Consider the following 26,807-nt stretch of genomic DNA (forward strand, 5'->3'; position numbering starts at 1 on the left):
CCCTGGCCGCCGAGCTGGAGCAGGCGGCGGGCGAGTGCGCGGGCCCGGCCACGGCCCGGACGAGGGGCTGTGGGAACGTGACCCGTCGCGGCTCGACGCGGACCAGGCCCGCGAGCTCGGCCGGCGCGAGCGCCTCGACCGCCGTGCCGGCGACCCGGGCGGCCCGGACCAGGGTGGCCGGCTCCCCGTCCTCGTCGAGCGCGGCGAGCAGCAGGACGCGGCGGGTGTCGGCCGGCAACCGGTCCAGACGGGCGCGGTAGGCCCGGCCCAGCCTGCCGTCGGGCGGGGGCGTCTCGGGCACCGGCTCCTCCCCGCGGCACTGACCCGGGGTGAGCGCCTCGGCCAGGTCGACCAGGGCCTGCGGGTTGCCACCGGCCGCCACGCCGAGCGCGGCGGCCACGGGCGGCGCGGGTGGCCGGCCGGCCAACAGGTCGGTGAGCAGGGCGGCGCTGTCCCGGTCGTCGAGCGGGCGGAGCCGGTGGCGGGCTATCCCGCCGAGCGGGACGTCCGCGGCCGTGGTGAGCAGGACGGCCACCCGCGCCCGGCGCAGGCGGCGGGCGACGAACGCCAGCACGTCGGCGGTGGGCGGGTCGCCCCGGTCCACGTCGTCCATGGTGCACAGCAGCGGGCGGTCCCGCGCGGCGGCGGCGAGCAGGCCGAGCACGGCCAGGGAGAGCGCCAGGCGGCGGTGGGCGGGGCAGCCCGCGCCGGCCAGCGCCCGCAGCAGCACCCGGCGCTGTTTTTCCGGGAGCGCCCCGGCGCGGTCGAGCACCGGGTCCAGCAACCGTTGCAGCCCCGCGTACGGCAGGCTCGCCTCCTCGGGCAGCCCGGTGCCCGCCAGGACGGCGCAGCCCTCGGCGTGCCGGTGCGCGTAGTCGACGAGGGCGCTCCGGCCGGAGCCCGGCTCACCCTGGACCAGCAGCGCTCCCCCGCCGGTGGGCAGGTCGCCCAGCAGGCGCCGGATCGCGGCGCACTCGTCGGCCCGGCCACGCAACACGGTTAATTGCACTGACGATGCAGTAACCATGAATCGAGTGTTACCTATCGGTAGCCCGATGGAAAGACCGGCGGCACCGCCTTCGCGCGGGTCGCGCGTCAGCGCGGGCCGACGTCGGCCAGCAGGGCGGCGACCGTCCGGGCCATCACCGCGCGGGCCTGGTCCACGCCCAGCCCCAGCCCGTCGCGCAGCATCGACCAGGCCGGCCACATGCTCGCGGCCACGAGGGCGTTCACCAGCTGCTCCCGCTCCGGACCGGCCTGCTCCAGCTCGGCGGCGAAGAGGTGCTCGACCTCGTCGCGGACCCGCGCGATGTGCTTGAGGCGGTTGCGGCGCAGCTGCCCGGAGACCGGCTCGCGCATCTGGGCGGCGCGGGCCGACGGCGCGATGAGCTGGAGCAGCCGGGCCCGCTGCCGGCAGTACGCGTCGACCCGCCTGTCCAGCGGCAGCGTCGGCGAGATCGGCCGGTGGGCCGCGTCCTGCTGCCGGAGCAGCTCCGCGCCACTGGCCTCGAACAGCGTCTCCATGTCCTTGAAGTTGGTCCAGAGCGTCCGCAGCGAGATGCCGGCCCGCTCGGCGATGCGCTCGCCGGTCGGCCGCAGGTCGCCCTCGGAGATGAGCGCCAGGTGCGCCTCGACGATCGCCGCCCGGGTGCGTTCGGCCCGGGCGGTCCGGCCGTCGACCCGGACCGGAGCCTCGGCACCGCCCATCCGCGCCCGCCTCCCCATCGCCGTCACGTCGCCCGCACCGCCGCGCCGAGTCTAGCCGCGGCCGACGCCACGGCCGTCCGGCCCCGGCGCGGGCCCGACGCGGTCATCCGGCCGGCCGGCCGGCGAGGCTGACCCCACCGTCGAGGACGAGGGCCTGCCCGGTGATCCAGGCCGCGTCGTCGGACGCGAGGAAGGCGACCGCGCCGGCCACGTCGTCCGGCAGCCCGAGCCGCCTCAGCGGGTACGCCCGGGCGACCTCCTCCTCCCGCCCCTCGTGCAGCGCCGCCGCGAAGCGGGTCTTCACCACGGCGGGCACGACCGCGTTGACCCTGACCTTCGGGGCGAGCTCGACGGCCAGGCACGCGGTGAGGTGGTCGACGGCGGCCTTGCTCACCCCGTAGAAGGCGATGCCGGGTGACGGGACGCGGCCGGCGATCGAGGAGACGTTGACGACGCAGCCGCCGCGGGCGCCCATCCCGGCGGCGACCTGCTGCACCCAGCCGAGCGTGCCGACCAGGTTGACGTCGAGGATCTTGCGGGCCGCCGCCAGGTCCAGCCCGACCAGCGGCCCGTACGCCGGATTGACGCCGACGTTGTTGACCAGCACGTCGACCGGCCCGAACGCGTCGGTGACGGCGTCGACCGCCGCCCGGCGGTGCCCGGCGTCGTCGGCCCGGCCGGGCACGGCCACCGCACGGTCGGGCCCGCCGAGCGCCGCGACCGCCTCGGCCAGGGCCTGCGGGTGCCGGGCGGTCAGCCCCACGCGGGCGCCCTCGGCCACGAGCCGGCGGGCGATGGCCAGGCCGATGCCGCGACTGGCGCCCGTGACGAGGGCGACCCGACCCGCGAGCCGTCCCGAATATGCATTCACAGTGCAAATAGTAGGAGAGTCAGCGGCACCGGTCAACGGCGACACGTCGGTGGACACGTCACATCCCGCCGAAAGCGCCTCGGCATGACCGCACTGTCGATGCGGATATCTGACGGCGGCCGGGCCGTGGCGATGGTCGTCGAGCGACTGGGCCGGCACGGACGGGGCGTGGCGGGCCGGGAGGCCGACGCGCCACGCCCCGTCCGTGCCGGGTGCGACCGTTCAGGAAGCCGTCGGCACCCCGTTCGCCGGCGGCGTCACCGGTGCGGCGGTGTGCTCGCGTACCGGCCCGTCGCCCTCGTCCGTCTCGTACGTCGGCCCGAAGTAGGCCTGCGTCCCCCCGCTGACCCGGGTCAGCCGCTGCCCGCCGTAGCCGGAGTGGTCGCTGTCGGAGTACCGCAGCGGGGCCAGCCCGGGCCCCTGGTAGCCGCCCCTGGCGACGGCCTCGGTCACCGCCTCGCGGGTGAGCTCCTTGCCGGCGGCGAGGAGCACCTGCACGAAGAGGTAGCCGACCGCCATGCCGTAGACGGTGTTGCCGTCGAACGGCGCGTCGCCGTTGTACTCCTTGTTCACCCTGGTGAAGAGCTGGATCCACGGGTCGGCGGCGTCGTTCTGCATCGGCAGGTAGTTGGCGCCGACCATGCCCTCGAGCAGGCCCGCCGCGGCGCCGAGCTGCTTGGCCAGCGTCGGGTGGTCGGCGCCGACGTTGGAGACCAGCCACTGCGGCGTGAAGTTCAGCCGGGCGGCGGTGCCGACGGCGAGCGCGGTGAAGCCGGGCACGGTGGCGAGGACGACCACCTGGCAGCCGGCCGCCTTGAACGCCCCGATCTGGGGCGCCACGTTGGTGTTGCTCGTGACGTACGTCTGCTTCGCCGCCACGGCGCCCGCGCCGAGCACCTTCTCCACGCCGACCAGGCTGTCCCGGCCGAAGTCGTCGTCCTGCCCGAGGAAGCAGACCTTCCGCCCCGGCAGGCTGGTCTTCACGTGGTGGGCCAGGATCTTGCCCTCCACGGTGTAGTCGGGATTGAAGCCGAACGTGCCCGGATACCGGTCGGGCTGGTCCCAGCTGCGGCTGCCGGAGGCGACGAAGAGGTCGGGCACCCGGTTGCTCTTGAGGAAGTCGAGCACGCCGGTGTGGGTCGGCGTGCCGAGGCCGTTGAGGATGGCGAAGACCTTGTCCTGCAGGACGAGTTGACGGACCACCTGCTGGGTGTTCGCCGGGTTGTAGCCGTCGTCCATGATCTTGTAGGTGATCTTCCGGCCGTGCACGCCGCCGTTGGCGTTGACGTGGTCGAAGTACGCCTTGGTGGCCGGAGCGATCTTCGAGTAGCCGGCGGAGGCCGGCCCGGTGAGCGGCATGTGCGTACCGACCACGATCTCGGTGTCGGTGACGCCGGGGACCGCTCCCCGGCCGCCGCCGGCGTCCCCGGTGCAGCCGGCGGAGGTGACGAGCAGGGTGATGGCGGTGGCGAGCGCGAGACCGCGCCGTGCCGTTCGTGTCATGTGGGACACCGACCTTTCTCGGTCCGGGTGGTGGTGGGTGGTCGCGGTGCGGTTGGCGGGTGGGGCAGGGTGCGGACCGGCGGCGGGCCGGGACGGCTCAGGACCGACGCCGGCCCGGCCGGCGCGCGGAGGCGGCGCGGGCCACCCGGGACAGCAGGCCCTGCACGCCGCCGGGCGCGGCGATCATGACGACGACGAGGGTGAGCCCGAAGATCGCCAGCGGCAGGTTGCCCTCGACCCGCTGCGCGAGCGCCGGCGACAGGGTGAGCTGCTCGGTGAGGGTGTGCGTCAGGTCGGGCAGGGCGACCAGCAGGACGGCCCCCCACGCCGCGCCGGCGAGGCTGCCCAGCCCGCCGACGACGACCGCCATCAGCAGGAACAGCGACAGCGTCAGCGAGAACGCCCCGGGCGACACGCTCTGCGCGAGGACCGCGAGCAGGGCGCCGCCGAGCCCGGCGCCGGCCGCGCTGACCACGAAGGCGAGCACCTGGGTGCGGGCGACGTGGATGCCGGCGAGGCGGGCGGCGACCTCGTCGTCGCGGACCGCCCGGAAGGTGCGGCCGTACCGGCTGCGGACGAGGTTGGCCAGCAGCAGCAGGGCCAGCAGGGTGGCCGCCGCGGTGACCCAGAGCTGCCACCGCTCATAGGGGAAGTACTCACCGAGGAACGCCGGCGGGGGCTCGACCGGCACCGCCAGCCCCTGCTCGCCGTTGAACACGCCGTCGAAGGTGACGGCCAGCGCCGGCACCACGACCGCCACGGCCAGGGTGACCCCGGCCAGGTAGGGCCCGCGCAGCCGGGCGGCGGCCACCCCGACCACGGCGCCCACCGCGAGGGCGGCCAGGACGGCCGCGCCCAGCGAGACCGGGAGCAGCCAGCCGCCGGTCATCCCGGCGTCGGCGAACGCGTTCTGGCACAGGGCCACGGTGTACGCGCCGGTCGCCATCAGCGCGCCGTGCCCCAGGGAGAGCTGCCCGTTGAGCCCGGTGAGGACGGTCAGCCCGGCGGTGGCGCACAGGTAGGCGGCCACGGTGGCGAGCTGGAAGTTGCGGAACGGCTCCAGCCCGTAGCTGGCGGCCACCAGCAGCAGCGCGGCGACGACCGCGAGGCCGGCGTGCCGCCGCAGGGTCGAGCCTCGGCGGGACCGGGCCGGGCCGGCGCCGTCGCCCCGGGCCCGCGTGCCCGGCGGGGTCGCCGCCCGGGTGGCGCTCACACCCGCCTCGCCGCGACCGGGGCGAACAGCCCGCCGGGCCGGACCAGCAGCACCGCCAGCAGCAGCACCAGCACCGCGAGCGGCGTGAGGTCGCTGCCGGCGTAGCCGCTGACGTAGGAGAGCAGCAGGCCGACCGCGAGGCCGCCGACCACCGCCCCCGGTGGACTGTCCAACCCGCCCACCACGGCGGCGGTGAACGCCGAGACGAAGACCAGGTCCATCGCGTGCGGGTGCAGGCCCAGCTCGGTGGGGATGACCAGCATGCCGGCGAGCGCGCCGACCCCGGAGGCCAGCGCCCAGCCGAGGGTGAGCATGCCGCCGACGTTCACCCCGAGCAGGCGGGAGACCTCGGGGGCGAACGCCGCCGCGCGCATCCGCAGGCCCACGGCCGTGCGGGTGAAGGTCCAGGCGAGCCCCACGACCACCACCGCGACCGCCGCGAAGACGAACAGGTCGTACGGCGAGACGACGGCGACGCCGCCCACGGTCAGCGCGGTCCGGGAGAACGGCGTCGCGGCGGGCAGGAACTCGCTGCCGTACGCCATGCCGAGCACGGCCTGGATCAGCAGCACCAGCCCGAGCGCGACGATCACCGGGTTGAGCGGCGAGGTGTGGTCGACGAAGCGCATGACGACCAGGTCCACCGCCGCGCCGAGCAGCAGCCCGGCGCCGAGCGCGGCCAGGAACCCCAGCCAGTAGGAGCCGGTCGCGACGGAGACGCTGTAGGCCACGTACGCGGTCGCGACGGCCATCGCGCCCTGGGCGAAGTTGACGATCCGGGCCGCCCGCCAGATGAGCACCAGGGCCAGGGCGAACGCGGCGAGGACCGCGCCCCTGGACAGTCCGTCGAGGGTGAGGAAGACGAAGCGGTCCAACGGTCCTCCCTTGCGGGGACGAGGGGTTCAGAAGCCGAGGTAGGCGTGGCGCAGGTCGGCGTCGTCGCGCAGCCGGGCGGCCGGGGCGGTGGTGACGATCCGGCCCAGGGACATCACCACGCCCTGGTCGGCGATCGAGAGGGCGCTGCGTACGTTCTGCTCGACCAGCAGCACGGTCAGCCCGGTGTCGTCGCGCAGCCGGCGCAGCAGGGCCATGGTCTGGGCGACCACCCGCGGCGCCAGGCCGAGCGACGGCTCGTCGAGCAGCAGCAGGCGGGGCCGGCCGACCAGCGCACGGCCGAGGGCGAGCATCTGCCGCTCGCCGCCGGAGAGCTGGTGCCCGGGATGTCGCCGCCGCCGGGCCAGCGGCGCGAAGAGCTGGTAGACCTCGTCGAGGGCGCGGGCGGCGTCGGCCCGGTCGCGTCGCCACAGCCCGCCGAGGCGCAGGTTCTCGTCCACCGTCAGTTCGCCGACCACCCCACGCCCCTCCGGCACGTGGGCCATGCCGCGACGCACGAGCTGCTCCACCGCGACGCCGCGCAGGTCCTCCCCGGCCAGGACGACGCGGCCGGCCGCCGGGCGCAGCATGCCGGAGAGGGCGCGCAGCAGGGTGGTCTTGCCGGCCCCGTTGGCGCCGACCACCGCCGCGATGGCGCCGGCCGGCACGGTGAGGTCGATCCCGTGCAGCACCGGCGCGCCGCCGTAGCCGGCCACCAGGCCGCGCACCTCGAGCAGGGCCCCGCCGCTCATGCGGCGGCCTCGTCGACGGCGGCGCCGAGGTAGGCGTCGGCGACCGCCGGGTCGTCGCGCACCTCGTCGGGGGTGCCGGCGGCGATCACCCGGCCGAAGTCGAGCACCACGATCTCGTCGCAGACGGCCATCACCAGGTCCATGTGGTGCTCCACCAGCAGCACCGCGCAGGGGTCGGCGTCGCGTCGGGGCAGGCCCCGGATCAGCTCCGCCAGCTCGGCGATGTCGTCGGCGCCCAGTCCCCCGGCGGGTTCGTCGAGCAGGAGCAGCCGGGGACGCGCGGCCAGCGCGCGGGCCAGCGCGACCCGCTGGCGTACGGCGAAGGGCAGCGTGCCCGGCGCGGCGTCGGCGTGCCCGGCGATCCCCAGGGTGTCGAGGACGTCGAGGGCGTGGCGGCGCAGCCGGCGCTCGTCGCGGTCGCTGCGGGGCAGGCCCAGCAGGGCGGCGAGGAAGCCGGCGCGGGCCGTGTGGGTGGCCCCGGTCATCACGTTCTCCAGCACGGTGAGCCCGGCGAAGAGGCCGGTGCCCTGCAACGTGCGGGCGATGCCGAGGCGGGTCAGCCGGTGCGGGCGGGGTCGCAGCGGTCGCCCGTCGAGGGTCAGCGAGCCCTGGTCCGGCGGGACGAAGCCGCAGACGACGTTGAACAGCGTGGTCTTGCCGGCCCCGTTGGGACCGATCACACCGACCACCCGGCCGGGCGGCACCCGCAGCGAGACGTCGTCGAGGGCGGTGAGGCCGCCGAAGCGGACCCCGATGTGGTGCAGTGCGAGCCCTTGCTCCATCACCCGTCCCCCCGGCAGCCGCCAGTATTTACACTCGGAGTGTACGTTTCTCAGGTAGACCGTCAATACCTTCGATGCCCCGGGCGCACACGCTCGAAGATCACCGCCCGAGTCGGACGACGACCGACTGTTTCTGCACCGACGGGGCAGCGACACGCCGCGGGGCGGCCGCGGGTGGCGGCCGCCCCGGGGAGCGTCAGGCGCTCGGGCAGGTGTTGCGGTACTCCTGGATGTCGAAGCCGCTCGGGCCGGGGCAGAGGAACTGCTCGTAGCGGGTGTCGTCGTCGACGAACCGCTTCAACCAGGCCACCGCCTGCCGGGCGGTGGGCGTGTTGACCGTCTGCGGGAAGAAGTGGCTCGCCCCGTTCAGTTCCAGGTACGCCTTCTCCGCCGAGGCCGGGATGCTGTTGTAGAACGGCTCCGAGTGCGACGAGACCGGCGCGACGCTGTCGCTCTCGCCGCCGATGATCAGCGTGGGCACCTGGAGGTCGGACCAGGTCTTGTCCAGGTTCCACGGCGCCAGCGGCACGGCGGCCTGCAACGACGGCCGGGAGATCGCGGCCTCCAGGCTGCCGCCGCCGCCCATCGAGTGGCCGGCGACGGCGAGCCGGCTGGCGTCGATGCGGCTGCGCACCGAGCTGCGCTCCACCAGGTAGTCGAGCGCGGCGAGCAACTGCCGGCCGCGGCTGTCCGGCTGGTCGAGGCGCGAGTTGGTCTCGATGCCGATCACCACGAAGCCGTGCGAGGCGATCCGCGGCCCGAGCCAGCTGAGGCTGGACCAGGCGGCGGTGTAGCCGGGCGAGATGGCGACGGCGCCGAAGGTGCCCTCGCTGGTGCTGGTCGGGTAGTAGATGACGCCCCCGCCGAAGCCGGTGACGCTGAGCGACGAGACGGTCTGCGAGGCGGTGGCGAACGGGCCGCGGCTGGCCTCCAGCAACGCGACGGTCGGGGCGGGACCGCGCTCGTACGGGTTGGCGGCGGCCTGGGCGGCGGGCGGCGCGGCGAGCGCGCCCACCGCGGCCAGGACGGCGGCCACGGCCAGCCTGGCGACGCGGACGGCGGGGCGGGGACGGACGGCGGTGGTGGCTGCTGATGACACGTCGGGCACTCCCTACGGGACGGGGCATATCGACATGCATCAGTCTTGGACGGCGTCGGCGACCCCGCATCGGTGAAATCACCAGTCCCCCGGCCCAGGAAAACCCGGGTAGGCCGTTTTCGCCCGGACTGTCGGGGTAGGGCAGTCGATACCCCGGCCGAATAAGGAGACGCCGTGTTCAACCCGTTGGAGCACAAGGGAATCCCACTGGAAAGCCAGATCCGCAACTGGCGCGAGCTCAACGTGGAGCCCATCGACCCGGAGGCGGTCGACCCGTACACCCGCTGCCGCATCATCACGATGAACGGCATCGAGGTCGAGGCGATCAACTTCCAGCACCAGTTCGCCCGCAACTGCCCCGACCAGGAGGTCCGCCGGCAGTTGGCGTACGTGCGCTACCTGGAGAGCCAGCAGCAGCGGGTGGTGAACTGGCTGCTGCCCGGCGCGGCGAGCGTGCTGGAGACGACGCTCGGCTACGAGCAGGTGGCCGTCGACCTGACCGCGTGGGTGGCCCGGCACGAGCCGGACCCGTACCTGAAGCAGGGCTACGAGTTCGGCGTCCTGGAGGACTTCGACCACCTGTACCGCTACGCCAACCTCTACGAGATGGTGGAACGCCGCAAGGCCGAGAAGATCGTCCAGGGCCTGACCGAGGTCATGCCCGGCCGGCCCACCGTCGTCGAGCACCGGCACCCGTTCGACGAGGTACGCACCCCGTACGACCGCAACAGCGTCGACCCCCGCTCCAAGCTGCACGCGCTGACCATCCTGTCGGCCGAGCAGCAGGTCATGTTCTATTACATGAACGTCGGGCCGCAGTACATGGAGCCGATCGCGCGGCAGCTCTACCAGGAGATCAGCCTCATCGAGCAGGAGCACGTCACGCACTACGAGTCGCTGCTCGACCCGGGCGAGAACTGGTGGGAGCGGTTGCTCACCCACGAGTACAACGAGTGCTGGCTCTACTACTCCTTCATGCAGCAGGAGAGCGACCCGCGGATCAAGGCGGTGTGGGAGCTGCACCTGCAGATGGAACTGGCGCACCTGCAGCAGGCCGCCGACCTGCTGCGTCGCCACGACGGCCGGGAGCCGGAGGAGATCGTCGGCAACGCCGGCCTGCCCGAGCCGCTGACCTTCGAGCCGAACAAGGAGTACCTGCGCCACCTGCTCGCCACCCAGGTCGACCTGAACAAGCTCGGCGAGGGGTACGTGCGGGAGGCGCACGAGCGCTTCGAGTCGATGCAGCAGCAGCTGCACGACGGGCAGAAGCCGCCGAGCGAGCAGGTGATCGACATGCACCGGGAGCGGTTCGGCGACGAGTACCGCGTCGAGACCGAGGGACCCCACCCGGTGGAGTCGCTGCGCGCGCGGGGAGGCAGCCATGCCTGACGGCGGCGCCCCGGCCACGCCCGGCCCCGAGGACGACGTCGTCGACCTCCTGCTGGCCCAGCACGCCCGGATCGAGGAGCTGTTCCTGCTGGTCATCGGCAGCACCGGAGAGACCCGCCGGGATGCCTTCGACGACCTGGTCAAGCTCCTCGCCGCACACGAGACGGCCGAGGAGGAGGTCGTCCACCCGCTGGCCCGCACCCTGCCCGGCGGGGGCGGCGACGCCATGGTCGACGAGCGGCTCGACGAGGAGCGTCAGGCCAAGGAGACGCTGAAGACCCTGATCGCCGGCGGTGTCGACGCCGAGGGCTTCGACACGGGGATCATCCTGCTGCGCGACGCGGTGCTCACCCACGCCCGCTACGAGGAACGGCAGGAGTTCCCGCTGCTGCGCCAGCACGTGCCCGCCGACCGGCTCCGTACGATGGCCGGCGCCGTACGGATGGCGGAGGCGACCGCGCCCACGCGACCGCACCCGAGCGCCCAGTCCGCGAAGGGCAACCTGGCGGCGGGACCGGCGCTGGCGGTCATCGACCGCGTCCGCGACGCCATCCGCAAGCCGTCGTCCAGCGGCTGAACGTCCGCGAGACGCGCGTGCCGCCCCGTGCGACGGATGCGGCCCGCGTCGGGGCGGGCGCCCCCGTCACGTAGGGTCGGCACCGCCCCGCTCCGGCCCCGCCGGACGACCCCTGCTCCCCGCGGAGACACCCCCATGACCGAGATTGGCGGCGCCACCCGGGTGTACGCGCTGCTCGGCGACCCGATCGCGCAGGTGCGCGCCCCCGGGCTGCTCAACCCGGTGCTGGCCCGGCGCGGCACCGACGCGGTGCTCGTCCCGGTGCACGCGGCGGCGGCCGACCTCACCCAGGTGGTGCGGGGGCTGCAACGGGTGGCCAACCTGGACGGGATGCTGGTCACCGTGCCACACAAGGCCGCCGCGCTGGACCTCGCGGACCGGGCCAGCGACCGCGCCCGCCTCGCCGGCAGCGCCAACGCGCTGCGGCGCGAGCCCGACGGGACGTGGACCGCGGACACCTTCGACGGCGACGGGTTCGTCCGCGGGCTGGCCGGGGCCGGGCACCACCCCCGGGGCCGACGGGCGTGCGTGGTGGGCGCGGGCGGGGCGGGCAGCGCGATCGCCGTGGCCCTGCTCGACGCCGGCGTGGCGGAGCTGCGGCTCAGCGACACCGACCCGGGTCGGCTGGAGACCCTGCGGCGGCGGCTGTCCGCCGCGTACCCCGGCCGGGTCGGCGCGACGACGCGACCGCGACTGGCCGACGCCGACCTCGCGGTCAACGCCACGCCCCTGGGGCTGCGCCCCGACGACCCGCCGCCGTTCGCGGTGGCCGACCTGCCGCCGGACGCCGTGGTCGCCGACATCATCATGACGCCGGCGGAGACGGTCCTGCTGGCCGAGGCGCGTGCCCGGGGCCTGCGGGCGCATCCGGGCGAGCCGATGCTCGCCCACCAGATCGACGCCTACCTCGCGTTCTTCGGGCTGTGAGCGACCGCCGGTGCGGGCCGGGAGCCCGTGGCGGGCGCCATCGGCCGCCCTCGGGCGCCGCCGGCCGCGGCACCGCCGGCCGCGGCACCCGGCGACCGCTGCGCTGATCATCCTGTCGGGCGGACCTGTTACCGTCGCGCCGCCGCTGCACCAATCGGACCGGAGGTAGGCGTGATCAGCTCGCACGTGTCGTCGTTCGTCGGGTTACCGGTAGTGCCCTTCACCCCGGGAATGACACTTCCCGACGATCCCTCGGCGGTCGCCTGGCGGCTGGAGGTCGAGGACCACGACGCGGAGCCCGAGGAGTTCATCGGTCTCGTGCGGGCACTGCGGGAACAGGTCCCGCCCGACTCGGTGCGCGCCCTGGTGATCGGCGAGTGGGGCGAGGCCTACGAACGGCCGTTGCCGATCGCGCCGCTGGTCGAGGCGGCCGGGGAGTGGACCGGGCTGCGCGCGGTCTTCCTCGCCGACCTGACCTACGAGCAGTGCGAGATCTCCTGGCTCACCCACGGCGACATCACCGGGCTGCTCGCGGCGTACCCATTGCTGGGGGTGCTGTGGGTGCGCGGGGCGCAGGGCCTGCGGCTGGAGCCGATCCGCCACGCCGAGCTGCGGGAGCTGCGCTTCGAGTCCGGCGGGCTGCCGGCCGAGGTGGTCCGTGCCGTCGGCGCGTGCGAGCTGCCGGCCCTGCACCGGCTGGACCTCTGGCTCGGCAGGAGGGACTACGGCGGCGACGCGAGCGCCGAGGACCTGGCCGGGGTGCTCTCCGGCGCCGGCCTGCCGGCCCTGCGGTACCTCGCGGCGTGCAACGCCGAGATCGCCGACGCGGTGGCGGCGGCCGTCGCCACCGCGCCCATCGTGCCCCGGCTGGAGGCGCTCGACCTGTCGAAGGGCACGCTCACCGACGAGGGCGCGAAGGCGCTGCTGGCCGGCCAGCCGCTGACCCACCTGACGCGGCTCGACCTGCACCACCACTACCTGTCGGAGGAGATGGCCGCGTCGGTGGTCGCCGCGCTGCCGGGCGTGCGGGTCGACCTGGCCGACGCGCAGGCCGCCGAGGAGCACAACGGCAAGCTCTACCGCTACACCGCCGTCGGGGAGTGAGTGGCGGTGACCTTCGTTTCCCACGCGAGACACTTCGCCGGCCGCCCGGTGGTGGACGTCCCCGTCGGCGGGCCGCTGCCCACGGTGGACGGCCCGGTCTCGTGGCGGTTCGCCCTCTGGCACTTCGACGAGACCGCGGGCTACAAGCTCTCGGAGGAGTTCCGGGTCGCGTTCGACCGGTTCGTCGCGCAGGCGGGGCCCTCCGTGGAGTCCCTGGTCGTCGGCGCCTGGGGCTACGCGGCGTTCAACACCGCCCCGATCGCACAGCTCTGCGCCGCGGCGTCGCGGCTGCCCGCCCTGCGCGCCCTGTTCCTCGGCGACATGACCGGCGAGGAGTGCGAGGTCTCCTGGATGAAGGTGGGCGACGTCAGCCCGCTGCTGACGGCGTACCCGCGGCTGGAGGTGCTGCGGGTACGCGGCGGCGAGGACCTCGCGTTCTCCCCGGTGCGGCACGCGCGGCTGCGGGAGCTGGCGGTGGAGAGCGGCGGGCTGTCCCGGGCGTTCGTCGGCGCGGTGCTCGACTCCGACCTGCCCGCGCTGACCGATCTGGAGCTGTGGCTCGGCACCCCCGACTACGGCGGCGACGCGCAGGTGGCCGACCTGGCCCCGCTGCTGGCCGGGGAGCGGTTCCCCGGGCTGCGCCGGCTCGGCCTGCGCAACTCGGAGATCGCCGACGACCTCGCCGAGGCGCTGGCGTCGGCGCCGGTGGTGCCCCGGCTGGAACGCCTCGACCTGTCGCTGGGCACGCTCGGCGACCGGGGCGCGGCGGCCCTGGCCGGCGGGCAGCCGCTGACCCACCTGACGGAGCTGGACCTGCACCACCACTACCTGTCGGAGGAGACGGCCGCGTCGGTGGCCGCCGCGCTGCCGGGCGTCCGGGTGGACGTGTCCGACCCGCAGGAGCCCGACGAGTACGACGGCGAGAGCTACCGCTACACGGCGGTGTCGGAGTGACATGCGCCTGACCGTCGTCGGCAACCCGGACAACCGTCGGGTCGGCCTGTTCACCCGGGCGGTCCTGGCCGCCGGCCTGCCCCGACCGGAGGTGCTGCCGTGGCTCGACGTGCTGACCGGGGCGGCGCCACCGGGGCCCGGCGCGCTGGTGCGGGTCGACTCGCCCGGCGAGGACGCGGAGGTGGACCGGCTGCTGCGCCGGTCCGCCGCCCCGGCCCGCCACGGTGAGCTGATCGGCCTGGCCGACACGTACGCCGGGCTGCTGCGAGGCCTGGACCGGGTCGCCGCCGGCGGCGCGGAGCTGCTCAACGACCCGGCGGACGTCGCGGTGCTGTGCGACAAGCGGCGCTGCCACGCGCGGCTGGCCGCCGCCGGGGTGCCGGTCCCGGCCGCGCTGCCCGCCGTGCACGGGTGGGCGCAGCTACGGGCGGCGATGGCGGCGGCCCGCTGGAGCCGCGTGTTCGTCAAGCCCGCGCACGGCTCGTCCGCCGCCGGGGTCGTCGCCCTGGCGGTGGCCGGGCGGCGGGTGCAGGCGGTCACCACGGTCGAGGCGACACCGGACGGGCTGTTCAACTCGCTGCGACCGCGCCGCTACACCGACGAGGCCGAGGTCGCCGCGATCGTCGACCGCATCGCCGGCGAGGGCCTGCACGTGGAGCGGTGGCTGCCCAAGGCGGGGCTCGGCGAGCGGGTGGTCGACCTGCGGGTGGTGACGGTCGCGGGGCGGCCCACCCACGCCGTGGTGCGGGCCGCCCGGGGGCCGCTGACCAACCTGCACCTGGGCAACGCGCGCGGCGACCTCGCCGAGCTGCGCGCGGCGGCCGGGCCGGTGGCGTGGGCGGCGGCGATGGAGACCTGCGAGCGGGTCGCCGGATGCTTCCCCCGCACCCTCCAGGTCGGGATCGACCTGATGTTCCTCGTCGGGTGGCGACGCCACGCGGTGGCCGAGGTCAACGCCTTCGGCGACCTGCTGCCGGGGGTGCTCACCGACGGCCGGGACACCTACGCCGAGCAGGTGCGCGCCCTGACCGACGGCCGGTGGGACCGCTGCCGGGCGGCGGCCGGGCCGTCGCGCGGCGACGCGACGGTGCGGGAGGCGTCGCCCGGCGAGGCGACGGTGCGGGAGCCGTCGCCCGGCGAGGCGACGGTGCGGGAGCCGTCGCGCGAGGATGCTGCGGGGCGGGAGGTGCTCGCGTGCGGAGTCTGATCGGCAGCCACGACCTGCTCCTGCTCACCCTCGACACGCTGCGTCACGACGTCGCCGCCGACCTGGCCGCGCGGGGGCGCACGCCGCACCTGGCGCGGGCGCTGCCCGGGGGCCGGTGGGAGCGCCGGCACTCCCCCGCCAGCTTCACCTACGCCGCGCACCACGCGTTCTTCGCCGGCTTCCTGCCCACCCCGGTCACCCCCGGCCGGCACGAGCGGCTGTACGCGGCGGCGTTCCCCGGCAGCGAGACGTCCGGCGCCGACACGTGGGTGTTCGACGCGCCGGACCTGCCGACGGCGCTCGCCGGCGTCGGCTACCACACGCTCTGCCTGGGCGGGGTCGGCTTCTTCAACCGGCGCAGCCCGCTCGGGGCGGTGCTGCCGGGCCTGTTCGCCGAGGCGCACTGGGAGCCCGAGTTCGGCGTCACCTCCCCCACCTGCCTGGACGCCCAGCTCGACCGGCTGGCCGAGGTGCTGCCGCGGGTGCCGGCGCGACAGCCGCTGTTCACGTTCCTCAACGTCGCCGCCCTGCACCAGCCCAACCGGCACCACCTGCCCGGGGCACGGGCCGACGACCTGGCCAGCCACGCCGCCGCCCTGGAGTACGTCGACGGCCGGATCGACCGGCTGTTCGCCCTGCTCACCGGCCGGGGCCGACCGGTGTTCGCGATCGTCTGCTCCGACCACGGCACCGCCTACGGGGAGGACGGCCACACCGGCCACCGGATCGGCCACGACGTGGTGTGGACGGTCCCGTACGCCCACTTCGTCCTGCAACCGGGAGAATGGTGACCAGCACCGACACGGGCCTCGACGGCTCGCCGTACCAGCAGTACCTGTACGCGTACCCGCACAAGACCTCCTACCGGCCGCTGCGCCCCCGCCCGCCGCTGGCGGACGTGTGGCGGGCCGAGGCCCGCGAGGCGCTCTTCCTCTACGTCCACCTGCCGTTCTGCGAGATGCGCTGCGGGTTCTGCAACCTGTTCACCCGCGCCAACGCGCCGGCCGAGCAGGTGACGGCGTACCTGCGGCAGCTGCGCCGGCAGGCCGGCCGGGTCGCCGACGCGCTGGGCGACGACGCCGGCTACGCCCGCGCGGCGTTCGGTGGCGGCACCCCCACCTACCTGACCGCCGACGAGCTGACCGAGCTGTTCGGCATCGCCACCGCGATGGGGGCCCGGCTGCCCGGCGTACCGCTGTCGGTGGAGACCTCGCCGGCCACCGCCACGCCGGAGCGGCTCGCGGTGCTCGCCGCGCACGGCGCCACCCGGGTGAGCATCGGCGTGCAGAGCTTCCTCGACGCCGAGGCCCGCGCCGCCGGCCGGCCGCAGCGCCGCGCGGAGGTGGAGGCGGCCCTGACCGCGATCCGCGACGCCCGGATCCCCGTGCTCAACATCGACCTGATCTACGGCATCGACGGGCAGACCGCCGACACCTGGCGGGAGAGCCTCGACGCGGCCCTGGCGTGGCGGCCGGAGGAGCTGTACCTCTACCCGCTGTACGTGCGCCCGCTGACGGGGCTCGGGCGGCGGGCGCACGGCCGCGCGGACTGGGACGCCCAGCGGCTCGCCCTCTACGAGCAGGCCGTGGCGACGCTGGGCGCGGCCGGGTACCGGCAGGAGTCGATGCGGCAGTTCCGCCGGGCCGACGCGCCCACCCCGGACGGGCCGGACTACTGCTGCCAGGACGACGGCATGGTGGGCCTCGGCTGCGGCGCCCGCTCCTACACCACGTCCCTGCACTACTCGTTCGACTACGCGGTCGGCGTGTCCCAGGTGCGGGCGGTGCTCGACGACTACCTGGCCCGACCGGCGGACGACTTCCGGTACGCCGAGTTCGGGTTCACCCTGGACGGCGCCGAGCAGCGCCGCCGGTGGCTGCTCAAGTCGCTGCTGCGCGCCGACGGGGTCGACGCGGCGGCCTACCGGGCGCGCTTCGGCCGACCGCCCGGCGACGACTTCCCGGAGCTGGGCCGGTTGGTCGACCGGGGGTGGGCCGGCGACGGCGGGCTGCGGCTGACCCCGGCCGGGCTGGCCCGCTCCGACGCGATCGGCCCGTGGCTGACCTCGGCCCGGGTGCGCGACGCGATGACCGGGTACGTGCCGAGGTGAACCTGGCGATCCTCTACCGGGGGCCCCTGGCGAGCTGCAACTACGACTGCCCGTACTGCCCGTTCGCCAAGCGGCACGACCCTCCGGAGCTGCTGCGCGCCGACCGGGCGGCGCTGGAGCGGTTCGTCGGCTGGGCGGCGGCCACCACCGACGTGCGGCTGTCGGTGCTGTTCACCCCGTGGGGCGAGGGGCTGACCCGCAGCTGGTACCGGGAAGCGATGGTGTCGCTGTCCCGCCTGCCGCACGTCGACCGGGTGGTCATCCAGACCAACCTGGCCGCCCGGGTGGACTGGCTGGCCGACGCCGACCCGCGCGCCGCCGCCCTGTGGACCACCTACCACCCCGGTCAGGTCGACCGGGACCGCTTCCTGCGCCGCTGTGCCCGGCTGTCCGAGCTGGGCATCCGCTACTCGGTCGGGGTGGTCGGCCTGCCGGAGCACCTCGCCGAGGCGCGGGCGCTGCGGGCCGCCCTGCCCGCCGGGGTCTACCTGTGGGTCAACGCCGCCGAGGGCCGGCGCTACGACGCCGCCGAGGAGGCGACCTGGACGGAGCTGGACCCGCTCTTCGGCTACAGCGTCCGCCCGCACGTGTCGCTCGACCGCCCGTGCCACGCGGGAGAGACGGCGATCTCGGTCCTCGGCGACGGCACGGTGCGCCGCTGCCACTTCATCGACGAACCGATCGGCAACCTCTACGACGGGTCGTGGCGGTCGGCCCTTCGGCCGCGGCCGTGCGGCAACGCCGTCTGCGACTGCCACATCGGGTACGTCCACCTGAAGCCGCTCGGCCTGCGCGACGTCTTCGCCGGCGGGGTGCTGGAACGCATCCCGGCCGCCTGGCCGGCGGCACGCCGGCCGGTGCCGCTCCCCGCGCCGCAGCGCCGGCCGGTCCCCGCCCCGGGGCCGCTGCCGGCCTGACAGGCGGCCCGGGGCCGCTGCGGCCTGACATTCGGCGAGGCCGCTGCCGGCGTGGCCCGCGTCCGGGGCCGCCGCCGGCGTGGCGCGCGTCGGCGGGGGCGGGCCGCCTGCTCGCCCACCCCCGTCGACGGCCGTTCAGTCCGGGGTGCCCGGAGCGGCCGACACGGTCACGGCAGCTGCTCCGCGCCGCCCACCCCGGCGCCCGCGGCGGGCGGGGTGGCGGAGGCGGATCCGGCCGTGTACGCGTACGGCGGCCGGGCGACGGTGTTGTCGATCCGCAGCCAGTCGTCCATCGTCTTGCCGGAGTCGTTCGCCCGGGTGATGGTGGCCTTGTCGTAGAAGTTCGTGCCCGTCCACGTCAGGCGGGTGTCGCCGTAGTCCTCGGTGATCGTCTTCGCGCTCTTCACGTGGTTGCTCTCGGCGTAGACCTGGCCGCCGACGCCGAGGCCGATGAAGTAGTCGTCCACCTCCACGAAGTTGCCGAACACGTGGGCGTAGCCGAACCGCACCCGGGGGTGGCGGGTGTTCGAGCCGTCGAACCAGTTGTGGTGGTAGGTCGCGCGCAGGTAGCCGGTGTCCTGGGCGCCGTTGCTGTCGCTGTGGCCCAGCAGCATCGACTTGTCCGTGCCGACGAACCGGTTGTACGACACCGTGACCAGGTCGGAGCCGCGCTTGACGTCCACCGAGCCGTCCGTCGAGGGGTGGAAGGTGTTGTGGTCGATCCAGACGTGGTGCGAGTAGCACTGCACGTTGATCGAGTCGTCGGGCGAGCTGCGGAACGTCAGGTTACGGATGATCACGTTCTGGACGTGGGTGAAGAGGCTCCGCTCGGCGGGGTCGCAGAGGTCCCCGCCCCAGGCCACCTCGTCCGGGCCCCAGCCGTTGACGTCGAGGCCGAAGCCGCTGATCGTGGCGGTGGAGCCGACCCCGATGATCGTCTTGTTGGAGCCGACGTCCAGCATGTTGGCGCCGGTGCCGGTGATCGTGCCGGAGACGCGGACGATCCGCGGCGCGTCGTCGGCCACGGCTGCGGCCAGCTGCGCGTAGCTGCTGACGGTCACCGTCGGGCCGCCCGCTCCGCCGTTCGTGCCGGTCCGGCCGTGGCCGGTCATGGTGGCGAAGCCCTGCAGGCCGGGCGCGTTGCCGCCCGGCGGCGGGGTCGTCGGCGGCGGGGTCGTGGGCGGCGGCGTGGTAGGGGGCGCGGTCGTCGGCGGCGCGGTCGTCGGGGCCGCGGTGGTCGGCGGCGCGGTCGTCGGCGGCGGGGTGCCCCCGGTGGTCACCACCACGTCGTCGAAGGAGGCCGAGGAGTACGCGGTCTGCAGGCCGATGCGGCCGGCGGCGGGGCCCGAGGCGGAGCGCGAGGCGAACTGCGTCCCGTCGATCGACGCGCTGACCACGGAGCCGCTGGCGGTGAGCGAGAGGGTGTACCAGGTGCCGTTGCTGACGGTCCGCGCGGAGCTGCCCAGCACGGTCACGGAGCTGCCGTCGACCGCCTGCAACTCGACCCGGCCCGGGAGCAGGGCCAGCCGGTGGAAGGTCGTCGATCCGGAGGCGCGGGCGAGCAACCCGACGAAGCCGTTGGCGCCCAGGCTGACCGGCTTGACCCGGGCCTGGACGGTGTAGTCGGTGAGGGCGGTCGAGGCGTTGAAGAGTCGGGCGTTCTCGCTGGAGGTGCTGGACTGCCGCGCCACCTTAGAGCCGTCGGGCACGACCGACCAGCTGCCGCCCGACTTGGACCAGCCGGCGATGCTGCCGTCCTCGAAGCCGGCCGAGAAGGCGGTGGCGGCGCCGGCCGCGGGCGAGAAGACCAGGCTGGCGGCGGTGATCACGGCGACCGCGCCGCCGATGACGGGCCACCTCTTCCGGTACGACGGACGTGCGGGGTCCGGCCCTTCCATGACTGACCTCCTGAGGGTGGTGGGGCAGGCGAGTGCATTGGAAAGCGCTTTCCCGAGCGACCGTAACGCGCCGTTCATCACCTGTCAATCAAAGACGTCGATGCGGGGGCGACCGGACCGCCCCCTCGGCGGACGGCCGGGACGGCCTGCGGTGCGCGGCCGGGACCGTCCCCGGCGCACGGGCCGGGGTGGCGGCCGGGGCGTCCGGCCGGTCGGGCGGGCGGAGGAAAGGGCGGCCCGGCAGAGGCCGGGCCGCCCTTTCGAGCGGGTGACTCAGTGCGCGCCGGGTACGGCGGCGGCCGCCTCCTCCCGGGCCCGCCGCTCGTCGCCACTGAGGGTGTGCAGCGGCTTCTCCCGGATGAACAGCACCACCACCAGGGCGAGCACCGCGAACGGGGTGGCCACCAGGAACAGCTCGCCGGTGGCGGTCCCGTACACATCCTGGATGATCTTCAGCACCGGCTCGGGCAGGGCGGACAGGTCGGGCACCTCCGTGGAGCCCTCCCCGCCCGGGGCGCCACCAGCCAGCGGACCGAGCTTCTCCGCACTCAGCGTGGCGACCCGGTTGGCCAGCACCGCGCCGAGCGCGCTGACGCCGATCGTGCCGCCCATGCTGCGGAAGAAGGTCAGCACGGAGGTGGCCGCGCCCAGCTCGTGCGCCGGCACGTCGTTCTGCGCCGCGAGCACCAGGTTCTGCATGAGCATGCCGACGCCGACGCCGAGCACCGCCATGTAGACGCTGAGCAGCACGACGCTGGTCTGGGCGTCGATGGTGGCGAGCAGCAGCATGCCGGCGACCATCACGACGGCGCCGGCCACCAGGTAACGCTTCCAGCGGCCGTACTTGGTGATGAGCTGGCCGGCCACCGTCGACGAGACCAGCAGGCCGAGGATCATCGGCAGGCTCATCAGCCCCGCCACCGTCGGCGACTTGCCCAGCGAGAGCTGGAAGTACTGGGAGAGGAAGACGGTGCCGCCGAACATCGCCACGCCGACCAGGATGCTGGCGACGGTGGTCAGCGAGACCGTGCGGTTGCGGAAGATGTCCAGCGGCACGATCGGCTCCTCCGCGCGCGCCTCGACCCAGACGGCCAGCGCCAGCAGGGCGAGCCCACCGCCGACCATCAGTGCCGTCCACCCCGAGGCCCAGGCGAACTTGTTGCCGGCCAGCGACGACCAGACCAGCACGGTGGAGACCCCGGAGGTGATGAGCAGCGCGCCGAGCCAGTCGATCTTCACCTTGCGGCGGGTCACCGGCAGGTGCAGGGTGCGCTGGAGCAGGACGATGGAGAGCAGGGTGAACGGGACGCCGATCAGGAAGCACCAGCGCCAGCCCAGCCAGGAGGTGTCCACGAGCACGCCGCCGATCAGCGGGCCGGCGATGGTGCCGACGCCGAAGACGGCGCCGAAGATGCCGGCGTAGCGGCCCAGCTCGCGGGGCGGGATCATGGCCGCCATCACGATGGTGGCCAGGGCGGTCATGCCGCCGGCGCCGATGCCCTGGACGGCCCGGCTGACCAGCAGCACCTCGACGTTCGGGGTAAGCCCGGCGATCAGCGAGCCGACCACGAAGAGGCCGAGGGAGAGCTGGATCAGCAGCTTCTTGCTGTAGAGGTCGGCCATCTTGCCCCACAGCGGCACGGTCGCCGTCATGGCCAGCAGCTCGGTGGTGACGATCCACGTGTAGACGGTCTGGGTGCCGTCGAGGTCGGCGATGATGCGCGGCAGCGCGTTCGCCACGACCGTCGAGGCGAGGATCGACACGAACATGCCGACCATCAGGCCGGAGAGTGCCTGGAGCACCTCGCGGCGGGACATGCGGCCGGCGCCGACCTCGGGGGTCTTGGCGGGCACGGTGGCGGTCATTGACGTTCCTTACCGGGTACGGGATTCACGGCCTCCCGGGCACCTTTCCCGGAAGGGGCTTACGGGGTCAGGACCGGTCGGGTTGCGGCAGCCCCGCGGCGAGGGCGGCGAACGCCTCGTCGACGAGGTCGGCCAGGTCCGGCCGGTCGGGGTGGGCGGCCCACCTGGTCATCGCGTGGCGCAGGGCGGCACCCGTCACGGCGGTGACCAGCGCCGGGTACGCGTGGCCGGGACCGACGCCGACCCGCGCCGCGACGACCTCGACGATGGCGCGTTCCGTCTCGGCGTTGCCGGCCAGCAGGCGGGGCAGCAGCGCGGGGTTGCGCGTCACCACGTCCATCCGCAGGCACCACAGCTCACGCTCGGCGCGCACCTCGTCGATCACCTCGTCGAGCGCGGTCCGCAGCGCGGCCAGCACCGGCACCTCGGGCGGCACGGCGGCCAGCCGGGCCACCAGGCGCGCCGCGACGCCCTGGTCGCCGACCAGGGCGTCGTCCTTGCAGGCGAAGTAGTTGAAGAAGGTGCGCGGGGAGACGTCCGCCGCCTCGCTGATCTCCTCCACCGTCACCTGGGCCAGGCCGCGCTCGGCCACCAGGCGCAGCGCCGCCTCGGTCAGCGCGGCCCGGGTCTGGCGCTTCTTGCGGTCGCGCCGCCCGGAAGCGGGCTCGGTTCCGGCGGATGTCACGCGAGGACCCTACAAGCGATCTTGCACGCGCTGCAATGTTTTATCGTGTGAAGTGACGCGGGCCATCCGGCGAGGCCGCCGCACGGTCGCCGACGTCGCCGGAAGGGCGGGAGGGCGCGGGCCCGGCCGGGACGATCCGGCCGGGCCCGCCGCCGTACGGGTCACGGATAGTTCGTCAGGTACACCTGCTGGTTGGCCGCGTTGGCGGTGCCGCCGGTGTTGTTGACCACCCGGTTGATGGTGCCCACCCCACCGAGGGAGACGGTGACCATGTTGGTGAACCGGACGTTCGGGTTGGTCGGCGCCTCGATGGCCCGGTCGGCGACGACCGCCGGGTTCACGTTGAAGTAGCAGTAGCTGCCCAGCCCCCACGCCTGGTGGCTGGTCACCGAGTCGGCCACCTTGTACGCCGCCCAGCCGCGGCTGGCCCCGTTCATCCAGGCGGCCTGGTTCGGCGGGTCGTACGGCATCTCGTTCTGGTAGAAGTACGTGCGCCCCCCGTTGCCGTTCCACACGGTCTGGTACCGCTGGTAGTGCTCGACGAAGAGGCCGTACATGGTCACGTCGTCGCCGTTGACCGTCAGGCCGGTGTCGGCGGTGTTCACCGTCCAGCCGACCCCGTCGCCGTGGTCGGCGCGCCAGAGCCACATGTGGTCACCGATCACGTGGTCGCTGTTGACGGTCAACGTATTGGTGGCCCGGCCGACGCCCGGCCCGCCGATGCGGAAGAAGACGTCGTGCAGCGAGGTCGGGTTGGCCGCGTGGCTCGCCGCCGAGCCGGGCGGGCCGACCTCCATCAGCACCGGCGAGTTCACCTGGCCGGCCTCGAACATGATGCCCGCCACCTTCACGCCGTCCACGTCGGCGACCCGCATCGCGACGGTGCCGTCGTCGGCCTGGACGGTCGCCAGGCCGAGGCCGAGGACCACCGTGTCGGGGCGGTCCACCCGGATCGGCTCGGTGACCCGGTGCACGCCCGGGGTGAACAGCAGGTGCCGGCCCTGGGCGAGCGCGGCGTTGATGGTGGCCGCGCCGGTGCCCGGCCGGACGACGTAGAACTGGCTGAGCGAGATGGAGGAGCCGGCCGGGGTTTTGCCGTACCAGCTGGTGCCGGTCGAGTTGGCGCGCAGCGCCGGCACGAAGACCCGGTACTCGCCGGTGCCGTCGACGTAGAGGAAGGGCTTCTCGCGCACCTGGGGGGTCTGCGGGATGACGGTGTGCGAGGGATTGGGGAAGTGCGGCGGCGGGGCGCCGGTGACGCCCTGGAAGACCATGTTCCACACCGAGCCGGTCCAGCCGCCGAACTCGCTGTTGCGCGAGTACCACTGCTGCTGGGAGCCGGAGACGACCAGGCCGTCGATCCTGGTGTCGGCCATCAGCCCGCCGCTGGACCAGCCGTCGCCGCCGTTCCACAGCTGGATCTGGTTCTGCGCGCCGCGCAGGTGCATCCGCCGGTACGGCGCGGCCTGCGAGACCGCCCACCGCTCCACGGTCACCCCGGCCGGCAGGGTCACCGACAGGTTCTCGGCGGCCCGCCAGAAGTTCTGCGTGGCGTTGCCGCCCATCCAGAACGCCTCGGCGCGCACGTGGCCGTTGAGGTTGACGTCGTCGGGCGACATCCCGAGGCCGGCGACCTGGGTGAAGAAGCCGAGGTTGACGTCGGCGGTGTAGGTGCCGGGCTTGAACAGCACCGCGTAGCGCTCGGGACCGAACTGGTTGCGCTCCTGCTGGGTGAAGATCGTGTTCAACCGGCCCTGGATGGTGGCGGTCGGGGTCGACGGGTCGAAGACGAAGGTGTTCGGCCCGAAGTTCGGGTTGCGGGGGTCGGTCGGCTCCACCGGCGGGGCGTCACCGCCCGGCACGTTCACCGCCAACTCCCAGAGCGAGTAGCCGTAGCCGGTGGCCCGCGCCGTGCCGTACACCCGCAGGTAGCGACCGCTGCCGGTGACGGCGAGCGACTGGCTGCCCCCGGTGCCGGTGGTGGTGCCGTACACGGTGGTCCAGGCGTTGCCGTCGGCCGAGGTCTGGATCTCGAACGCCCGCGCGTGGGCCGCCTCCCAGGTCAGCACCACGCGGCAGATCGACCGGACGGTCCCCAGGTCCACCCGCAGCCACTGGGGGTCGGCGGCGGCGCTGGCCCAGCGGGTGCCGGGGTCGCCGTCGAGGGCCGCCGAGGCGGGCAGGCCGGCGTTCTCCACCGACGACGCGACGGCCGGCCGGCCCTGGGCGACGTTGGCGCTGCCGCAGGTGGGCGCGGTGCCGCCGGTCTCGCCGTAGACCTGGAACTCCCAGAGCGAGTAGCCGTAGCCGGTGCCGCGCGCGGTGCCGTACATCCGGACGTACCGGCCGGCGCCCGCGACGTTCAGGGTCTGGGTGCCGCCGGTGCCGGCGGTGGTGCTGTGGACGGTGGTCCAGGCGACGCCGTCGTCGGAGGTCTGGATCGCGAAGGTCCGGCCGTAGGCGCCCTCCCAGACCAGGGTCACCTGGCTGAGGCTGGCCCGGGCGCCGAGGTCGACCTGGATCCACTGGGGGTCGCTGAAGGCGCTGGCCCAGCGGGTTCCGGCGTCGCCGTCGACGGCGGCGGACGCCGGGGTGCCGGCGTTCTCCGTCGACGAGGCGGTCGCGGGCCGGCCCTGGGACAGCAGGCTCGGCGCGGCCTGCGCCGGGGGCGTCCCGGCGGCGGGGGTGAGCGCCGCGACGAGCAGCAGCGCGAGGCCGACGAGCAGCCGCCGGGCGGGGCGCCCCGGCGGCGGCGTCGGGCGTACGGATGTAGCACGAGATGTCATGACTTCGCCTGTCGATAGAGGGACGCTGACCTCGGGCGTGACGGGGATGACGAAGGGGACCGCGGCGGTGCGGGTGGCGTACGCCGGCCGACGCCGGGACGGGAGAGAGCGCTCTCGTCCGAGTGTTGCGGCGCCGTTGCGCAGCCGTCAAGGCATCGATAAATAACGCTGTTATTTATCCGTGAAGTTCGATTTGCTCGGTAACCCGCCGGTTCGCCGACCGCACCCCGCCCGCCGTGAGCAGCCGGGCGATCGGGAGCGTCGCCGCGCCGAGCGCCACCGCGTCGACGCCCAGCAGGCCCAGCTCGATCGAGGCCTGCTCGTACGGCTGCCGCAGTGCCTGTCGGCCGGCGGCCTCCCGCACGGCCGGCAGCAGGCCGCCCAGCGCCATGCCGGCCCAGCCCCCGAGCACGACCCGTTCCGGGTTGAACAGGTTGATCAGGTTGGCCACGCCGGCGCCGAGGTACTCCGCCGTCTCGTCCAGCACCCGCCGGGCGGCGGCCGACGTGCCGGCCGCCTCGATCAGGGCCGCCAGCTGGGACTCCTCGTCCCCGCCCGGGACGGGGTGGCCACCCCGGGCCTCCCGGTAGCGGTCGATGACCGCCTCCGCGCCGACGTACGCCTCCAGGCAGCCGCGGGCGCCGCAGCGGCAGGGCCGCCCGCCGTAGAGCAGGGTGGTGTGCCCCCACTCCCCCGCGCTGCTGGAGGCGCCCCGGTAGGTCGTCCCGTTGGTCACGACGGCGGCGCCGATCCCGGAACCGACAAGTGCGAAGACGGCGTGCCGGGCCCCCCGGCCGGCGCCGAACCACATCTCCGCCTGGCCGAGCGTCTTGGCCCCGTTGTCGATGTGCAGCGGCAGGTCGGTGCCCGCCGCGATCAGCCGCTCCAACGGCACCCGGTCCCAGCCGAGCGACTGGGCGTGCACCACGGCCTCCCGGCCCTGCTCGACGACCCCGGAGACGCCGATGCCGGCGCCGAGCACCTCGTCGGCGGCCACCCCGGCCCGGGCCGTGACCACGTCGATCCCGGCCAGCACGTGCCCGGCCACCTCCGCCGGCTCCGTGCGCCGCGGATCGAGCGGGTACGCGACGCTGGCCAGCTGGGTCATCGCGAAGTCGAAGAGCTCCACCCGGACCCGGGTCTCCCCGACGTCCACCCCGACGACGAACGCGAACCGCGGCGCGACCCGCAGCATCATGCTGGGCCGGCCGCCGTCGGACTCGGCGGCCCCCGCCTCGACGACCAGCCCCTCGTCGATCAGGTCGCCGACCACGTTGCTCACCGCCGGCTGGCTCAACCCCGTGCTGCGGACCAGGTCCTGCCGGGTGAGCGGGCCGTCCAGGAAGACCTTCGACAGCAGGGCGGACCGGTTGCGCAGCCGGACGCCCCGGTTGGTCGCGCGCGCCAGCTCCACCTGCCACCTCGATCCCCTCGGCCGTCCCGAGCGACTGTACGACCCCGTGCTTGACGGCCCTTCGGCCAACCACTTTAATGACCACATTCATTAAGTCGTGATGAAACTGTCGGGACGCCGGCCCCGCCGGCGCGTGCCGCCCACCGTCCGCCGGCGCTCCGTCGGGGGACGGG

Annotated in this window: 23 protein-coding genes; 9 read left to right on the plus strand and 14 right to left on the minus strand. The window is 74.4% G+C overall.

The genetic code is table 11. From position 1 onward, the window contains the following. The 9 genes from ACSNN9_RS18815 to ACSNN9_RS18855 all read right to left on the minus strand — a co-directional run. On the minus strand, window positions 1-997 hold a 997-nt coding region (locus ACSNN9_RS18815; RefSeq protein WP_436674672.1), incomplete at its 3' end, for an AAA family ATPase. 98 nt (window positions 998-1,095) lie between these two features. Next, window positions 1,096-1,707, minus strand: a complete 612-nt coding sequence (locus ACSNN9_RS18820; RefSeq protein ID WP_436674673.1) for a TetR/AcrR family transcriptional regulator — start codon at window positions 1,705-1,707, stop codon at window positions 1,096-1,098. A 103-nt stretch (window positions 1,708-1,810) separates the two neighbouring features. Beyond that, on the minus strand, window positions 1,811-2,578 hold the full coding sequence (locus ACSNN9_RS18825) for an SDR family oxidoreductase (RefSeq protein ID WP_436674674.1): 768 nt from the start codon (window positions 2,576-2,578) through the stop codon (window positions 1,811-1,813). 222 nt (window positions 2,579-2,800) lie between these two features. Beyond that, window positions 2,801-4,081, minus strand: a complete 1,281-nt coding sequence (locus tag ACSNN9_RS18830) for an ABC transporter substrate-binding protein (protein ID WP_436674675.1) — start codon at window positions 4,079-4,081, stop codon at window positions 2,801-2,803. A gap of 97 nt (window positions 4,082-4,178) precedes the next feature. Beyond that, on the minus strand, window positions 4,179-5,294 hold the full coding sequence (locus ACSNN9_RS18835; protein ID WP_436674676.1) for a branched-chain amino acid ABC transporter permease: 1,116 nt from the start codon (window positions 5,292-5,294) through the stop codon (window positions 4,179-4,181). Beyond that, a complete protein-coding gene (locus tag ACSNN9_RS18840; RefSeq protein ID WP_436674677.1) occupies window positions 5,291-6,169 on the minus strand; it encodes a branched-chain amino acid ABC transporter permease in 879 nt (292 codons plus the stop codon). The genes ACSNN9_RS18835 and ACSNN9_RS18840 overlap by 4 nt, the downstream gene beginning before the upstream one ends. A 27-nt stretch (window positions 6,170-6,196) precedes the next feature. Beyond that, window positions 6,197-6,919, minus strand: coding sequence for an ABC transporter ATP-binding protein (locus ACSNN9_RS18845; protein ID WP_436674678.1), 723 nt, complete (start codon window positions 6,917-6,919; stop codon window positions 6,197-6,199). Then, on the minus strand, window positions 6,916-7,701 hold the full coding sequence (locus ACSNN9_RS18850) for an ABC transporter ATP-binding protein (protein WP_436674679.1): 786 nt from the start codon (window positions 7,699-7,701) through the stop codon (window positions 6,916-6,918). The genes ACSNN9_RS18845 and ACSNN9_RS18850 overlap by 4 nt, the downstream gene beginning before the upstream one ends. A gap of 196 nt (window positions 7,702-7,897) precedes the next feature. Beyond that, window positions 7,898-8,800, minus strand: coding sequence for an alpha/beta hydrolase family protein (locus tag ACSNN9_RS18855; RefSeq protein WP_436674680.1), 903 nt, complete (start codon window positions 8,798-8,800; stop codon window positions 7,898-7,900). Between the two features lie 174 nt (window positions 8,801-8,974). Between ACSNN9_RS18855 and ACSNN9_RS18860 the strand changes: the two genes are divergently transcribed. The 9 genes from ACSNN9_RS18860 (at window position 8,975) to ACSNN9_RS18900 (ending at window position 17,985) form a co-directional block, all read left to right on the plus strand. Next, complete coding sequence (locus tag ACSNN9_RS18860; RefSeq protein WP_436674681.1) at window positions 8,975-10,189, plus strand: hypothetical protein; 1,215 nt, start codon at window positions 8,975-8,977, stop codon at window positions 10,187-10,189. Beyond that, entirely contained in the window at window positions 10,182-10,766 is a 585-nt protein-coding gene (locus tag ACSNN9_RS18865) for a hemerythrin domain-containing protein (RefSeq protein ID WP_436674682.1), read from the plus strand. Before ACSNN9_RS18860 ends, ACSNN9_RS18865 begins: the two co-directional genes overlap by 8 nt. Window positions 10,767-10,901: 135 nt before the next feature. Continuing rightward, window positions 10,902-11,693, plus strand: coding sequence for a shikimate dehydrogenase family protein (locus ACSNN9_RS18870; protein WP_436674683.1), 792 nt, complete (start codon window positions 10,902-10,904; stop codon window positions 11,691-11,693). Between the two features lie 231 nt (window positions 11,694-11,924). Then, complete coding sequence (locus tag ACSNN9_RS18875) at window positions 11,925-12,797, plus strand: STM4015 family protein (protein ID WP_436674684.1); 873 nt, start codon at window positions 11,925-11,927, stop codon at window positions 12,795-12,797. Window positions 12,798-12,803: 6 nt separating this feature from the next. Beyond that, entirely contained in the window at window positions 12,804-13,751 is a 948-nt protein-coding gene (locus ACSNN9_RS18880; RefSeq protein WP_436674685.1) for an STM4015 family protein, read from the plus strand. 1 nt (window position 13,752) lies between these two features. Then, window positions 13,753-14,958 carry an STM4014 family protein gene (locus ACSNN9_RS18885; RefSeq protein WP_436674686.1) on the plus strand — a complete coding sequence of 402 codons (1,206 nt, stop codon included), beginning with the start codon at window positions 13,753-13,755 and terminating at the stop codon, window positions 14,956-14,958. Beyond that, window positions 14,946-15,749 (plus strand): STM4013/SEN3800 family hydrolase, encoded by an 804-nt coding sequence (locus ACSNN9_RS18890; RefSeq protein ID WP_436674687.1) that lies wholly within the window; start codon window positions 14,946-14,948, stop codon window positions 15,747-15,749. Before ACSNN9_RS18885 ends, ACSNN9_RS18890 begins: the two co-directional genes overlap by 13 nt. Then, window positions 15,746-17,068, plus strand: a complete 1,323-nt coding sequence (locus ACSNN9_RS18895; RefSeq protein WP_436674688.1) for an STM4012 family radical SAM protein — start codon at window positions 15,746-15,748, stop codon at window positions 17,066-17,068. The genes ACSNN9_RS18890 and ACSNN9_RS18895 overlap by 4 nt, the downstream gene beginning before the upstream one ends. Continuing rightward, on the plus strand, window positions 17,065-17,985 hold the full coding sequence (locus ACSNN9_RS18900; RefSeq protein ID WP_436674689.1) for an STM4011 family radical SAM protein: 921 nt from the start codon (window positions 17,065-17,067) through the stop codon (window positions 17,983-17,985). Before ACSNN9_RS18895 ends, ACSNN9_RS18900 begins: the two co-directional genes overlap by 4 nt. Window positions 17,986-18,152: 167 nt before the next feature. Here ACSNN9_RS18900 and ACSNN9_RS18905 read toward each other — a convergent pair whose 3' ends face one another. The 5 genes from ACSNN9_RS18905 to ACSNN9_RS18925 all read right to left on the minus strand — a co-directional run bounded on the left by ACSNN9_RS18905 (window position 18,153) and on the right by ACSNN9_RS18925 (window position 26,634). Next, complete coding sequence (locus tag ACSNN9_RS18905; RefSeq protein ID WP_436674690.1) at window positions 18,153-19,883, minus strand: LamG domain-containing protein; 1,731 nt, start codon at window positions 19,881-19,883, stop codon at window positions 18,153-18,155. Window positions 19,884-20,156: 273 nt separating this feature from the next. Further along, window positions 20,157-21,749 (minus strand): MDR family MFS transporter, encoded by a 1,593-nt coding sequence (locus ACSNN9_RS18910; RefSeq protein ID WP_436674691.1) that lies wholly within the window; start codon window positions 21,747-21,749, stop codon window positions 20,157-20,159. A 67-nt stretch (window positions 21,750-21,816) separates the two neighbouring features. After that, complete coding sequence (locus ACSNN9_RS18915) at window positions 21,817-22,434, minus strand: TetR family transcriptional regulator (RefSeq protein WP_436674692.1); 618 nt, start codon at window positions 22,432-22,434, stop codon at window positions 21,817-21,819. A 161-nt stretch (window positions 22,435-22,595) separates the two neighbouring features. After that, window positions 22,596-25,220, minus strand: coding sequence for a discoidin domain-containing protein (locus ACSNN9_RS18920; protein ID WP_436674693.1), 2,625 nt, complete (start codon window positions 25,218-25,220; stop codon window positions 22,596-22,598). 175 nt (window positions 25,221-25,395) lie between these two features. Continuing rightward, window positions 25,396-26,634: an ROK family transcriptional regulator gene (locus ACSNN9_RS18925; RefSeq protein ID WP_436674694.1), complete on the minus strand. Its 1,239-nt coding sequence runs from the start codon at window positions 26,632-26,634 to the stop codon at window positions 25,396-25,398. Window positions 26,635-26,807 lie beyond the last annotated feature (173 nt).

This window comes from Micromonospora sp. URMC 107 (assembly GCF_051386315.1).
Taxonomy (GTDB): Bacteria; Actinomycetota; Actinomycetes; order Mycobacteriales; family Micromonosporaceae; genus Micromonospora.

What these genes read in the sequence shown, in the direction of transcription:
- ACSNN9_RS18820 (WP_436674673.1), bottom strand. Translation starts at nt 1,707, where the DNA reads ATGGGCGGTGCCGAGGCTCCGGTCCGGGTCGACGGCCGGACCGCCCGG.
- ACSNN9_RS18830 (WP_436674675.1), bottom strand. Translation starts at nt 4,081, where the DNA reads ATGACACGAACGGCACGGCGCGGTCTCGCGCTCGCCACCGCCATCACC.
- ACSNN9_RS18845 (WP_436674678.1), bottom strand. Translation starts at nt 6,919, where the DNA reads ATGAGCGGCGGGGCCCTGCTCGAGGTGCGCGGCCTGGTGGCCGGCTAC.
- ACSNN9_RS18850 (WP_436674679.1), bottom strand. Translation starts at nt 7,701, where the DNA reads ATGGAGCAAGGGCTCGCACTGCACCACATCGGGGTCCGCTTCGGCGGC.
- ACSNN9_RS18865 (WP_436674682.1), top strand. Translation starts at nt 10,182, where the DNA reads ATGCCTGACGGCGGCGCCCCGGCCACGCCCGGCCCCGAGGACGACGTC.
- ACSNN9_RS18870 (WP_436674683.1), top strand. Translation starts at nt 10,902, where the DNA reads ATGACCGAGATTGGCGGCGCCACCCGGGTGTACGCGCTGCTCGGCGAC.
- ACSNN9_RS18875 (WP_436674684.1), top strand. Translation starts at nt 11,925, where the DNA reads ATGACACTTCCCGACGATCCCTCGGCGGTCGCCTGGCGGCTGGAGGTC.
- ACSNN9_RS18885 (WP_436674686.1), top strand. Translation starts at nt 13,753, where the DNA reads ATGCGCCTGACCGTCGTCGGCAACCCGGACAACCGTCGGGTCGGCCTG.
- ACSNN9_RS18905 (WP_436674690.1), bottom strand. Translation starts at nt 19,883, where the DNA reads ATGGAAGGGCCGGACCCCGCACGTCCGTCGTACCGGAAGAGGTGGCCC.
- ACSNN9_RS18910 (WP_436674691.1), bottom strand. Translation starts at nt 21,749, where the DNA reads ATGACCGCCACCGTGCCCGCCAAGACCCCCGAGGTCGGCGCCGGCCGC.
- ACSNN9_RS18920 (WP_436674693.1), bottom strand. Translation starts at nt 25,220, where the DNA reads ATGACATCTCGTGCTACATCCGTACGCCCGACGCCGCCGCCGGGGCGC.